The organism is Rhizorhabdus sp. GW822-FHT03C02, assembly GCF_058801765.1.
In genome coordinates, this window is the sequence record NZ_JBXANN010000003.1 from 485306 (window position 1) to 498831 (window position 13526).

Sequence of the window (13526 nt, forward strand, 5' to 3'; positions counted from 1 at the left end):
ATGTCCTGATTAGAGCGTTCTGAGTCTAGCTATGCGCCGACTTGGGAGCAACGGAAAAAGGGGATCGCAATGCGGATGAAAATGATGATGGCGCTGCTGGCGCCCTTCGCCGCGGCGGCCGCGCTCGCGCAGGGGCCGTCGCTGAAGAATCCGCCGCTGGCGCCGCCCGTCATCGCCGCCCCGGCGGCGGCGGCCTTGCCGGCCGCGACCCCGCGCGCCGCGCATGAGCTGACCGCGGCCGACGTCGATGCCTGGCTCGACGGCTATCTCCCTTATGCGCTCCACAATGGCGACATCGCCGGCGCGGTGGTGACCGTCGTCAAGGACGGCCAGGTCATCGCTGCGAAGGGCTATGGCTATGCCGATGTCGCCAGCCGGCGCCCGGTCGATCCCGCGCGCACCCTGTTCCGGCCGGGGTCGACCTCGAAGCTCGTCACCTGGACCGCGGTGATGCAGCAGGTCGAGGCCGGCAAGATCGACCTCGACCGCGACGTCAACGCCTATCTCGATTTCCGAATTCCGCCGCGCGGCGGCCGGCCGGTGACGATGCGCCAGATCATGACCCACACCGCCGGCTTCGAGGAGGCCCAGAAGAACATCATCTTCTCCGATCCGGCGATCGCGCCGCCGCTCGAGGCCTATCTGAAACATTGGGTGCCCACCCGGATCTTCGATCCCGGCACCACCCCGGCCTATTCGAACTGGGCGACCGCGCTCGCCGGCTATATCGTCGCGCGGGTCTCGGGGATGAGCTTCGACGATTATGTCGAACGCCGCATCTTCGCGCCGCTCGACATGCGCACCGCCAGCTTCCGCCAGCCGCTCCCCAGGGCTCTCCAGCCGCTGATGGCGAGCGGCTATGAGCGCGCCTCCGAGCCGCCCAAGCCCTATGAGATCGTCGGCCCCGCACCCGCCGGGTCGCTCGCGGCGTCGGGGCTCGACATGGCGCGCTTCATGATCGCGCATCTCGACCAGGGGCGCGGCCTGCTGAAGCCCGAAACCGCGGCGATGATGCACCGCAGCCCGCTCGACCGGGTCGACCCGGCGTCGCTGATCCCACCGCTCAACCGGATGGAGCTCGGCTTCTTCGACACCGACATCAACGGACGCCATGTCATCGCCCATCTCGGCGACACCAATGTCTTCCACACCTCGCTCCACCTGTTCCTCGACGATCATGTCGGCTTCTACGTCTCGTTCAACAGCGCCGGACGCGACGGCGCCGCCCATGTCGTGCGCGGCCAGCTGTTCCAGGATTTCGCCGACCGCTATTTCCCCTCGACCGAACGCGACGGCCGCGTCGATGCGAAGACATCGGCCGAACATGCCCGGATGCTGGCGGGCCATTGGGAGGTGAGCCGCCGCTCGGTGTCGAACTTCATCAACTTTCTCAACCTCGTCGGCGAGACCGAGATCTCGGTCGACGACAAGGGCAAGCTGGTGCTGCCGGCGTTCAAGGGCGCCAATGGCGCGCCGCGCATCTGGGACGAGATCGCGCCGTTCGTGTGGCGCGACCGCGGCGGGCATGACCGGCTCGCGGCGAAGGTCGTCGACGGCAAGGTGGTGCGCTGGAGCTTCGACCTGATCTCGCCGTTCATGGTGTTCGACCGGGTGCCGGCGTGGCGTTCGGCGGCCTGGCTGCTGCCCGCGCTCTATGCGAGCCTCGCGGTGCTGCTGCTCACCATCCTCTACTGGCCGGCGGGCTGGCTGATCCGGCGCCGCTATGCCGCGCCGCTGTCGGTGTCGGGCCCGGCGCTGCTCGCCTATCGCGCGACCCGGGGGGCGGCGCTGCTGGTCTTCGTCGTGTTCGCGGGCTGGATGGCGATGATCTCGGCGCTGTCGGGCGACACCGGCGCGCTGACCGCGAAGAATGACATCTGGCTGTGGCTGCTCCAGATCGGCGGCGCGGTCGCCTTTGTCGGCCTGGTCGCGGTCGCGGGGTGGAATGCCTGGCTGACCTGGCACGACGGCCGCGGCTGGGGGCGCAAGGTCTGGAGCCTGCTCGTGCTGCTGGCGGCGATCGTCATCCTGTTCGCCGCCTGGGCCTATAGCCTGCTGGCGATGACGGTGAACTATTGATGCCCCGCCTCGCCCTGACCGTCGCCGCCGAGACGCTGCGGCTGGCGCAGCCCTTTCGTATCGCCGGCTATGTGTTCGAAACCGCCGAGATCCTGGTCGTCACCCTCGACGACGGCCGCCATCGCGGCCGCGGCGAGGGGGCAGGGGCCTATTATCTCGGCGACGATCTCGCCCATATGCAGGCCGAGGTCGAACGGGTGCGCCCGCTGATCGAGGTCGGGCCGACCCGCGAAGACTTGCGGTCGATCCTGCCGCCGGGCGGCGCGCGCAACGCGATCGACGCGGCGTTGTGGGAGCTCGAGGCGGCACGGACCGGTCGCCCGGTGTGGTCGCTCGCCGGCCTCGCGCAGGCGCCGCGGCCGATCCGCACCACCTTCACCATCGGCGCCGATGCGCCCGAGGCGATGGCGGCGACCGCGCGCGCTTATGCCCATGCCCGTTCGATCAAGGTCAAGCTGACCGGCGACGTCGCGCTCGATCTCGCCCGGGTCGCCGCGATCCGCGCCGCGCGGCCCGATGCGTGGCTCGGGGTCGACGGCAACCAGGGCTTCGGCCGCGCCGATCTCGATGCGCTGGTCGCGGGGCTGGTGCGCGAACGGGTCGAACTGCTCGAACAGCCGCTCGCGCGCGGCCGCGAGGCCGATCTCGAGGGCTATCGCTCGCCGATCCCGATCGCCGGCGACGAAAGTCTGTTGGCGCTCGCCGACCTCGCCGGCGCCAAAGGGCGGTTCGACGTCGTCAACATCAAGCTCGACAAATGCGGCGGGCTGACCGAGGGGCTGCTGATGGTCGCCGAGGCGCGCCGGCTCGGCCTCGGGGTGATGGTCGGGACGATGGTCGGCACCAGCCTGGCGACCGCGCCGGGCTTCGTGCTCGGCCAGATCGCCGATCTCGTCGACCTCGACGGGCCGACCTTCCTCGCGCAGGACCGCATCCCGTCGGTGACCTATACCGATGGCGAGCTTTATGCGGGGCCCGAAATCTGGGGCAGCGGCCTGGCGGCGGCGGCATGACCGCACCGCCGGCCTGGTTCGGGCAGCCGCGCGGGCTGACGATCCTGTTCCTCACCAATATGTGGGAGCAATTCTCCTACTACGGCATGCGCGCGCTGCTGGTCTATTATATGACCAAGCAGCTGATGATGGCGCAGGGCAGCGCGTCGATCGTCTATGGCGTCTACACCGCCTGCGCCTATTTCACCCCGATCGTCGGCGGCGTCGTCGCCGACCGCCTGCTCGGCAAGCGCCGCGCGATCATCATCGGCGGATCGGTGATGGCGGCGGGCCACTTCATGATGACGTTCGAGCCGCTCTTTTATCTCGCGCTCGCGACGATCGCGATCGGCAACGGGCTGTTCCTGCCGAGCCTGCCCAGCCAGATCGACGACCTCTACGAACCCGGCGATCCGCGCGTCGGCTGGGCGTACAACGTCTATTATGTCGGGGTGAACATCGGCGGCTTCCTCGCGCCCCTGATCTGCGGGACGCTCGGCGAGCTCTATGGCTGGCACTGGGGCTTCGGCGCCGCCGGCATCGGCATGGTCGCGGGCCTCGCCATCTATATTCGCGGCCAGCGCCTTCTGCCCGAACAGGCACGCCGCCCCGCGGTCGCGCGTCGCGCCGCGCCCCGCGCGCATTTCGGGCGCTCGACGCTGATCCTGCTCGGCGCGATCTTCGTCGCGGTGACGATCTTCCGCGGCGCCTATGAACAGGTCGGCAACACCGTCGCGCTGTGGGCCGATGCCGGGGTCGATCGCCGCGCCGGCGCCGCGACGATCCCGCTGACCTGGTTCCAGGCGCTCAATCCGCTGCTGGTGATGATCATGACGCCGCCGCTGCTGGCACGGTGGCGGCGTCGCGCGCAGGCCGGGGGCGACGACCGGCCTGCGCGCCGGATGGCGGTCGGCGCGGCGATCGTCGCCGGCGCCTATCTGCTGCTCGCCGGGCTCGCATGGACGGGCGGGGCATCGCACTGGCTGTGGCTCGGCCTGTTCTTCGTCATCCTGACATTGGGCGAGCTTCATATCCTGCCGACCGGGCTCGGCCTGTTCGCCCGGCTCGCGCCCGAGGGCCTCGGCGCGACCACCGTCGCCGCCTGGTATCTCGCGACCTTCGCCGGGAGTCTCGCCGCCGGGCTCGTCGGCACGCTGTGGAGCCATGGCAGCCACGGCCTCTTCTTCCTCGGGCTCGCGCTGCTCGCCGGAGTCGCGAGCCTGGTGCTGGCGACGATCGATCCGCTCGAGCGCAGGATTCGGCTTTCCAGAGAATGAATCGACAAATCAGGTTGACAATTTTCTGATCAGGACAATAGTTCTCATATTGGCAAATCATCGGGGGCTACCATGGACTCTCAACGACTGGCGCTTCGCCTGTCCGGCGTGATCGCACTCATCCTCGCCGCCGCACCGCTCGCCGCGCAGGCGGCCGAAACGTCCGGCCCCGTCCCGGAGACCGACGGCGCGGCGTCGGACGCGCATCCCGGCGAGATCATCGTCACCGCGCAGAAGCGCAGCCAGGTGCTGGTCGACGTGCCGCAGTCGGTGTCGGTGGTCAGCGGCGCCGCGCTCGAACGCCAGCAGGCGTTCGGCTTCCAGGATTATGTCAAGCTGATCCCCGGCCTCCAGCTCGCCCAGAGCAATCCCGGCGAGGCGCGGCTGGTGCTGCGCGGGATCAACACCGGCGGCGTCGCCGCGACGGTCGCGACCTATCTCGACGAGACCCCGTTCGGGTCGTCGAGCGGGCAGGTCAACGCCGCGATCCTCGCCGGCGAATTCGACACGTTCGACGTCGCCCGGGTCGAGGTGCTGCGCGGGCCGCAGGGCACGCTCTACGGCGCCAGTTCGCTCGGCGGCGTGCTCAAATTCGTCACCAACGCCCCGCAGCTCGACGCTTTCGAGGCGCGCGGCCGCGGCAGCATCGAAAGCGTCGAGGGCGGCAAGCTCTCCTATCTCGGATCGGCGCTGATCAATGTTCCGGTGTCGGAGAAGATCGCGCTGCGCGCCTCGGGCTTCTACCGCGACTATGCCGGGTTCATCGACTCGATCGGTACCGGCGGATCCGATCGCGCGAAGAACATCAACGATTCCAAAAGCTATGGCGGGCGCATCTCGGCGCTGCTCCAGCCGAGCGAGGCGGTGACGCTCCGTCTGACCACGGTGCTGCAGAATCTCGCCAGCGACGCGTCGAGTTCGGTCGCCAGCGACCCGCTGACGCTGCACAGCCTCTATGGCGGGCTGACCCAGTCGCAATATGTCCCCGAATATACCAATATCCGCTACCGGCTCTACAATGCGACTGGCGATGTCGACCTCGGCTTCGCGACGTTGACCTCGGCGACCAGCTACAGCAAGTCGAACCAGTCGCTGCGCGACGACCTCACCGTCCTCTACGGCTCGCAGCTCGGCCTCTACGACGACGCCACCGGCCCCGCCGCCGATATCGGCCTGGTCCAGCAGACCAATGTCGAGCGCTTCACCCAGGAGGTGCGGCTCGCCTCGCCCGAGGACGAGCGCTTCGAATGGCTGGTCGGCGGCTATTACGATCATGAAAAGGGCGCGATCATCCAGCGCCTCGACGTCTATAACCAGAACAGCCTGACGATCTTCACCGGGGTGCCGCAGCTGTTCGACGGCGCGACCACCTCGCGCTACGAGGAGTTCGCCGGCTTCGCCAACGGCACCCTCCATTTCGGCCCGCGCTTCGACCTGACCTTCGGTGGCCGCTACAGCCATAACGACCAGGATGCCGATCAGGGCGGCACCGGCCTGCTCGCGCCGCCGCAGCTCGACTCGGCGTCGAAGGAGAATGTCTTCACCTGGTCGGTCGCGCCCAAGTTCAAATTCAGCTCGACCGGCGCGGTCTATGCGCGCGTCGCCAAGGGTTTCCGACCCGGTGGCCCCAATATCGTTCCCCCCGGCGCCCCCACCGACGTCAAGACCTATCGGTCGGACTCGCTGATCAGCTATGAGGTGGGGGTCAAGGCCGAGACCGGCGACCGCAGCTTCGGCATCGACATCTCGGCCTATCATATCGACTGGAAGGACATCCAGCTGTTCGCCCAGATCAACGATTATGGCGTCAACGCCAATGGCGGCAAGGCGAAGAGCGACGGCATCGAGCTCACCGCGACGCTGCGGCCGACCGCCGGTTTCGAGGTGTCGGTCAACGGCGCCTATACCGACGCCAAGCTGCTCGAGGATACCGATCTCAACATCGTCGGCGGCCGCGATGGCGATCAGCTGCCCTATACGCCCAAGCTCAGCGCCGCGGTCAACGCCGACTATCAATGGGAGGCGGGCGACCTGAAACCCTATGTCGGCGCGTCGCTGCGCTATGTCGGCGCGCAGTCGGGTCCCTACAGCCCGGGCTTCGTCGCCACCACCGGCCGCCAGTACCGCATTCCCTCCTATGCCGTCGCCGATCTGCGCGCGGGCGCCGCCTTCGGCCGCTTCTCGGTCGAGGTCTATGCCAAGAACCTCACCGATGCCCATGGCCGCACCAGCGTCGGCAATGAGGGCAATCTGCCGTTCGGCGCGGTCGGCACCGGGGTGATCCGGCCGCGGACGATCGGGCTCACCGTCGGCGCGGGGTTCTGAGGCGATGGCGATCACCGCCCTGACGGCCGCGCGCAGCGATCCGGGCACCGTCCATATCCTGCCCGCGCCCTATCTGCTGTTCCTCGGCGACACCGTCGAGGCCGGCTATGCCAAGACCGCCTTCGGCCTGCGCGACTGGGCGGGCGATCGCTGCCTCGCCGAATATGCGCTGCCGGCCGCCACGGTGACCACCGGCCTGCCGCGGATGACCCCCGCCGAGGCCGCGGCCCGCGGCGCGCGAGTCATGGTGGTCGGGGTCGCCAATCCCGGCGGGGTGATCCCGCCGTCGTGGATGCCGGCGCTGCTCGCGGCGATCGCGGCGGGGCTCGATCTTGCCGCCGGCATGCATGCCCGGCTTTCCACCATCGCGCCGCTGCGCGAGGCGGCGGCGCGCGCCGGCACCAGGCTGATCGATCTCCGGGTCCCGCCCGACGATCTCGGGGTGGCGAGCGGGCGCAGGCGCACCGGCCGCCGGCTGCTGACGGTCGGCACCGATTGCGCGCTCGGCAAGAAATACACCGCGCTCGCCATCGCCCGCGGGCTGGCGGCGCGCGGCGTCGACGCGAGCTTCCGCGCCAGCGGCCAGACCGGGATCATGATCGCCGGGGAGGGCATCGCGATCGACGCGGTGATCGCCGACTTCGCCGCGGGCGCCGCCGAGCGGCTCAGCCCCGATGCCGCCGCCGATCATCTCGACGTGATCGAGGGCCAGGGATCGCTGTTCCATCCGTCCTATGCCGCGGTGTCGCTGGCGCTGCTCCATGGCAGCCAGCCCGATCTGTTCGTCGTCTGCCACCAGCCGGGGCGCGACACGATCCTCGGCCATCCCGACTTCGCGCTGCCGCCGATCGAGGCGGTGATCGCCTATACGGTCGGTGCGGGGCGCCTCACCAACCCGGCGATCCGTTGCGCGGGGGTCAGCCTCAACACCGGCGGTATGGACGCCGACGCGGCCGATCGGGCGATCGCCGAGACCGCCGATCGCCTCGGCCTGCCCACCGCCGATCCGCTGCGCGGCGGCGCCGCCTTCGACCGCCTGCTCGACGCCTGCTGGCCATGAGCATCGCCGCCGACCGCTTTCGACGCTTCCTGCTGCCCGGGCTGGCGTTCAAGGCGGTCGTCATCGGCGGCGGCTATGCGACCGGGCGCGAGATCGCCGAATTCTTCCTGCCCGCCGGGCCGTGGGGCGGGCTCGCGGCGATGCTGCTGGCGACGATGATCTGGGCGCTGGTCGCCGCCGCGACCTTCCTGTTCGCCTATCGCCACGGCGCCCGCGACTATCGCCATTTCTTCCAGGCGGTGCTCGGCCGCTTCTGGTGGCTGTTCGAAATCGCCTATGCCGCCTTCATCATCCTGATCCTCGCGGTGTTCGGCGCGGCGGCGGGGGCGATCGCCGCGGCGACGCTGGGGGTGCCGCCGATCGTCGGCACGCTCGCGCTGATGGCCGGGATCGTCGCCTGCGTCGCCTTCGGCAATGCCGGGGTCGAACGGGTCTTCGTCGGCGTGTCGGTGTTGCTCTATCTGACCTATGCGGTGTTCCTCGCCCTCGCGCTCGCCGGGGTCGGCGACCGGATCGCGACCGCCTTCGCGACGCTGCCGTCGGGCGCCTGGGCGATCGGCGGCATCACCTATGCCGGCTATAATGTCGTCGGCGCGGTGGTGGTGCTGCCGGTCACCCGCCATTTCCGCAGCGGCCGCGACGCCGTCGTCGCCGGGCTGATCGCCGGGCCGCTGGCGATGCTGCCGGCGCTGCTGTTCTTCGTCAGCATGACCGCCTTCCTGCCCGACATCGCCGGCGCGGTGCTGCCGTCGGACCATATGCTCGTCCGGCTCGCGCACCCCGCCTTCCACTTCGTCTTCCAGCTCATGATCTTCGCCGCGTTGCTCGAAAGCGGCACCGGCGCGGTCCACGCGATCAACGAACGTATCGCCCGCACCGGAAGGTTGACCCTCGGCCCGCTGGCCCGCGCCGGCGCCGCGCTCGCGCTGCTGGTGCCGTGCATGCTGATCGCCGACCGGATCGGGCTCGTGACCCTGATCGCCTCGGGCTATCGCGCGCTCGCCTGGGTGCTGATCCTGCTCTACGTCCTGCCGGTGCTGCTCGTCGTCGCCCTCCGACGCATGCCGCGGCCGGCGCCCCTCACGGAGACGCCATGATGAAGCTGCTCGCCGCGATGCCGTTGCTGCTGCTGCTCGCCACCCCCTGCGTCGCCGCGCCGCCGCCCGGTTTCGACGCCCGGGTCGAGGCGCTGCGCAAGGCGACCGACACCCCCGGCATCGCGATCGCGATCGTCGAGGACGGCAAGATCACCCTCGCCAAAGGCTATGGCGTGCGCACCCAGGGCGCGCCGCAGAAGGTCGATGCCGACACCATCTTCATGATCGGGTCGACCGCCAAGGCGATGACGGTCGCAGCACTCGCCACCCTCGTCGACGACGGCAAGCTCGGCTGGGACGACAAGGTCGTCGACCATCTGCCCGGCTTCCAGATGTACGATGCCTGGGTGACCCGCGAGATGACGGTCCGCGACCTGCTCGTCCACCGCAGCGGCCTCGGCCTCGGCGCCGGCGACCTCCTCTATATTCCGCGCGGCAGCTATGCGCGCGCCGAGATCGTCCGCCGGCTGCGCTACATCAAGCCGGCGACGAGCTTTCGCAGCGCCTATGCCTATGACAATGTCCTCTACATCGTCGCCGGCCAGCTGATCGAGGCGGTGAGCGGCCGGAGCTGGGAAGATTATGTGCGCGAGCATGTCTTCAAACCGGCGGGCATGGCCGACGCCGCCGACGACTTCGCGCGGATCTTCGCCAATCCCAACCGCGCCCGGCCGCACGCCCGGTTCGGTGGGGCGGTGCGCGGCACCGGGCCGCAGCGCCTGATCGACGAGCGCGACCATCTGCCGCAGGCGTCGGCCCCCGCGGGCCTCGTCGCCGCCAGCGCCAACGACATGGCGCACTGGCTGCAGGTCCAGCTCGGTGCGGGCGCGGCGCCGGGGGGCGGGCGGGTCTATAGCGAGCGCCAGGCGCGCGAGATGTGGGCGCCGGTCACCCCGATCCCGATCACAGCGCTGCCGCCGCCGGTCGACGGCACGACCCCGGCCTTCCAGGCCTATGCGCTCGGCTGGGAGGTGCGCGACTATCATGGCGCGAAGATCGTCTGGCATGCCGGCGGGCTGTACGGATCGACCTCGGTGGTCGTGCTGATCCCCGAGAAGAAGGTCGGCTTCGCGATCGAACTCAACAGCGAGGAGGCCGAGCCGCGCCACGGGCTGATGTACGAGCTGATCGACCATTATCTCGGACTTCTCAACCAGGACTGGCCGGCGCGCTTCGGCGCCTATCGCCGGACGCGGGTCGCCGCGGCGCAGGCCGCGGTCGCCGCCAAGGCCGCGGCGCCCGCCGCGATCGGCCCGTCGCTGCCGCTCGCACGCTATGCCGGCCGCTATACCGATCCCTGGTATGGCGACCTGACCGTCGCCGCCGGTACTGGCGGGCTCACCGTCGACTTCACCCCGACGCCCGGGATGACCGGCCGGCTCGACCATTATCAATATGACAGTTTCGTCGCCCGCTTCGACGATCCCGCGATCGAACCCGCTTATCTGACCTTCGCGCTCGATGCCGAGGGCAAGGTCGCGCGGATCACCGCCCGGCCGGTGTCGCCGATCGCCGACTTCAGCTTCGACTATCGCGATCTCGCCTTCGAACCCCGGGAGTCCGCCCAGTGAAAGCCCGACCCATGATCTTTGCCAGGATGGCGCGCCATGCGCTCGCCGCGCTGCTTGTCTGCACGCTCGCGACGGCGACTGCCGACGCCGAAAAGAAGCTGCCGATCCCGCCCCAGCCCAAGGCGCCCGCGACCGCGACGGCCGAGCCGCCCGCGAAACCGTCCGCGCCGGCCGGCAGGCCGGTGCTCGATGCCGCCGATGTCGGCGCATGGATGGACGGCTATTTTCCGGCGGCGCTCAAACAGGGCAAGATCGCCGGTGCCCAGGTCGTCGTCGTCAAGGACGGGCAGGTCCTGTTCGAGAAGGGCTATGGCTATGCCGACATCGCCGCCAAGGCGCCGATGGACGTCGACCGCACGATGATGCGGATCGGTTCGACCTCGAAGCTGTTCACCTGGACCGCGGTGATGCAGCTGGTCGAGGCCGGCAAGATCGATCTCGACGCCGACATCAACCGCTATCTCGACTTCCGGATCGACGCGCCGGCCGGCCACCCGGTCACGATGAACGATCTGATGACCCACCGCGGCGGGTTCGAGGAAGGGCTGAAGGACCTGCTCGCGAGCGATCCCGCAAAACTGAAGACCACCGAGCGCATCCTCAAGGAGAATAAGCGCCCGCTGCTGTTCACCCCGGGCAGCGTCCCGGCCTATTCCAACTATGGCGCCACGCTCGCCGGCTATATCGTCGGGCGGGTGTCGGGCGAGGGCTTCGACCCCTATGTCGAGCGCCACATCCTCGCGCCGCTGCAGATGCGCCGCACCACCTTCCGCCAGCCGCTGCCCCCGGCGTTCGCGGGGGCGGTCGCCAGGGGCTATCGCCAGAGCGACCAGCCGCCGAGCACATTCGAACTGGTCGGAACCGCCCCGGCCGGCAGCGTCAGCACCACCGGTGCCGACATGGCCCATTTCATGATCGCCCAGCTCCAGGACGGGCGCTTCGGCGACGTGCATATCCTGCGTCCCGAAACCGCACGGCGGATGTTCCAGCCCGAGACAAGGCCGCGCGACGGCTTCGACACGATGGCGCACGGCTTCTTCTACGCCCATCGCAACGGCCATCTGGTGACCGGCCATGGCGGCGACACCATGGTCTTCCACACCGACCTCAACCTGCTGCCCGACGACGGAGTCGGCATCTTCGTCAGCTTCAACAGCCGTGGCGAGAATGACGCGGTCTATGGCGCGCGCGAGCGGCTGTTCGACCTGTTCATGGACCGCTATTTCCCGGCGCCGCCGCCGAAGACCCCGCCGGCGATCGCCACCGCCGTTGCCGATGCGCGGGCGATCGCCGGCCATTATGAAGGGAGCCGCCGGGTCGAAACCGGCTTCATCAGCCTGTTCTACCTGCTCCAGCAGGACAAGCTGGTCGCCCATGACGACGGATCGATCACCCTGTCGTCGATCCCCGACAAGCGCTTCCGCGAGGTCGCCCCGAATCTCTGGCGCGAGATCGACGGCACCCGGCAATTGCTGGTGACCGAGGTCGGCGGGCGCCGTGCGATCGTCGACAGCAGCAATCCGATCTCGATCCTCCAGGCGACGCCGCTCGCACGCAACAGCGCGTTCAACCTGACCGTCGCGGCCTTCTCGGTGCTGGTCCTGCTTGCGACCCTGCTCGTCTGGCCGGTCGCCGGCTGGCTGCGCCGCGCCTATAAGCTGCCGGTCGACCTCACCGGACGCCCCGCGCTCGCCCGCCGCGCCACCCGGATCGCCGCCGCCGCCGACTTCGTCTATCTCGCCGGCTGGTACGCGATCGTCGCGCCGATCCTGTCGACCGAACTCGACGTCTACAATGACGGGCTCGACGGCTGGGTGCGGCTGATGCAGATCGCCGCGATCGTCCCGCTGGTCGGCGCCGGCATCGGCCTGTGGAACGCCGCCCTGAGCTTCGCGCCCGGCCGCAGCTGGGGCGCCAGGGCGCGCGCGGTCATCGTCGCGCTGGCGCTGCTCGGGATCGTCTGGGTGGCATGGATGGGCGGCCTGATCGGTTTCGACCTCAATTATTGAGGCGAGAGAACGGGAGCGCTTTTCGCTATGAGATCGTCACCCCTGGGCAGGTGCGCAGGCGTCGACGCAGCGTTCTTCTGAAGCCTTCTCCCGCTTGCGGGAGAAGGTTTGGATGAGGGTCTTCTTATTCTTCTTCTCCTTCTTTCCGCGGCAAGAAGGGCGACCTCACGTCCGTCGAGACCTGCCCCCTCACTCGGGCAGCGGCTCCGCCACCAGCGCCGGCGCCCGCGCCCCCCGTGCGGCGGTCGCCGTCGCACCCGCGGCCGCCACCACGATCAGCGCGATCGCGCAGACCTGGGTCGGGCTCAGCGCCTCGTGGAGCAGCACCAGCCCCGCCAGCGACCCGACCGCCGGTTCGCAGCTCGTCAGCGTGCCGTAGGTCTGGACCTTGAGGTGGCGCAGCGCGACCATCTCGAGCGAATAGGGCAGCGCGCTCGACAGGAAGGCGACGACCACGCCTGCGAGCAGGATGTCGGGCCGCAGCAGCGTCATGCCCGCATGGGCGACGCCGATCAGGACGATCGCGAGCGCGCCGATGCTCATGCCGAGCGCGGCCGCGCCGACGCCATGGGTCGCGCCCGCCTTCTTGCCGGCGACGATGTAGAGCGCCCAGCAGATCCCGGCACCGAGCGCCATCACCGCCCCGACCGGGTCGATGCCGTGGATGCCGCCGGCGAGCGGAAGCAGCAGCAGCAGGCCCGCACAGGCGAGTGCGATCCACAGCAGGTCGGCGCGCGCCCGCGACGATGCGATCGTCACCGCCAGCGGCCCGGTGAATTCGAGCGCGACCGCGATGCCGAGCGGGATCCGAGCGAGCGCCAGATAGAAGAGCAGGTTCATGAACCCCATCGCCAGCCCGTAGAGGATCACCGGCCGCAACGGGGTGGCGCGGCTCAGCGACCGCCACGGCCGCATCAGGATCATCAGCATCAGCGCGCCTCCGACCAGCCGCAGCGTCGTCGCCCCCTCCGGGCCGACCGCCGGGAACAGCCGCTTGGCGAACGAGGCGCCCGAGGTGAACGACGCCATCGACACGAGCAGCGCGAGCACCGGCAGGATCGGCGATCCCGCCGCCGCCATCTCGTTTCGCGCTTCGCCCATCCGCCATTCCTCCGC

At 69.4% G+C, this 13526-nt stretch carries 9 protein-coding genes; 8 read left to right on the forward strand and 1 reads right to left on the reverse strand.

Annotated features, from left to right (window positions below):
- Window positions 1–69: 69 nt before the first annotated feature.
- The 8 genes from AC1RM6_RS12065 to AC1RM6_RS12100 all read left to right on the forward strand — a co-directional run bounded on the left by AC1RM6_RS12065 (window position 70) and on the right by AC1RM6_RS12100 (window position 12410).
- Window positions 70–2079, forward strand: coding sequence for a serine hydrolase domain-containing protein (locus tag AC1RM6_RS12065; protein WP_493101430.1), 2010 nt, complete (start codon window positions 70–72; stop codon window positions 2077–2079).
- Complete coding sequence (locus tag AC1RM6_RS12070; protein ID WP_493101432.1) at window positions 2079–3092, forward strand: dipeptide epimerase; 1014 nt, start codon at window positions 2079–2081, stop codon at window positions 3090–3092. The genes AC1RM6_RS12065 and AC1RM6_RS12070 overlap by 1 nt, the downstream gene beginning before the upstream one ends.
- A complete protein-coding gene (locus AC1RM6_RS12075; protein WP_493101434.1) occupies window positions 3089–4348 on the forward strand; it encodes a peptide MFS transporter in 1260 nt (419 codons plus the stop codon). The genes AC1RM6_RS12070 and AC1RM6_RS12075 overlap by 4 nt, the downstream gene beginning before the upstream one ends.
- Before the next feature lie 72 nt (window positions 4349–4420).
- Window positions 4421–6673 (forward strand): TonB-dependent receptor, encoded by a 2253-nt coding sequence (locus tag AC1RM6_RS12080; RefSeq protein WP_493101435.1) that lies wholly within the window; start codon window positions 4421–4423, stop codon window positions 6671–6673.
- A gap of 4 nt (window positions 6674–6677) precedes the next feature.
- Window positions 6678–7733 carry an N-acetyltransferase DgcN family protein gene (locus tag AC1RM6_RS12085; protein ID WP_493101437.1) on the forward strand — a complete coding sequence of 352 codons (1056 nt, stop codon included), beginning with the start codon at window positions 6678–6680 and terminating at the stop codon, window positions 7731–7733.
- The gene (locus AC1RM6_RS12090) at window positions 7730–8830 is read left to right on the forward strand and encodes a YkvI family membrane protein (RefSeq protein WP_493101439.1); all 1101 of its coding nucleotides are present in this window, start codon (window positions 7730–7732) and stop codon (window positions 8828–8830) included. The genes AC1RM6_RS12085 and AC1RM6_RS12090 overlap by 4 nt, the downstream gene beginning before the upstream one ends.
- Window positions 8827–10401 (forward strand): serine hydrolase, encoded by a 1575-nt coding sequence (locus tag AC1RM6_RS12095; RefSeq protein ID WP_493101441.1) that lies wholly within the window; start codon window positions 8827–8829, stop codon window positions 10399–10401. The genes AC1RM6_RS12090 and AC1RM6_RS12095 overlap by 4 nt, the downstream gene beginning before the upstream one ends.
- Window positions 10402–10412: 11 nt before the next feature.
- On the forward strand, window positions 10413–12410 hold the full coding sequence (locus AC1RM6_RS12100; RefSeq protein WP_493101443.1) for a serine hydrolase domain-containing protein: 1998 nt from the start codon (window positions 10413–10415) through the stop codon (window positions 12408–12410).
- Window positions 12411–12599: 189 nt separating this feature from the next.
- Here the strand turns inward: AC1RM6_RS12100 and AC1RM6_RS12105 are convergent, their stop codons facing one another.
- Entirely contained in the window at window positions 12600–13511 is a 912-nt protein-coding gene (locus tag AC1RM6_RS12105; RefSeq protein ID WP_493101445.1) for an EamA family transporter, read from the reverse strand.
- Window positions 13512–13526 lie beyond the last annotated feature (15 nt).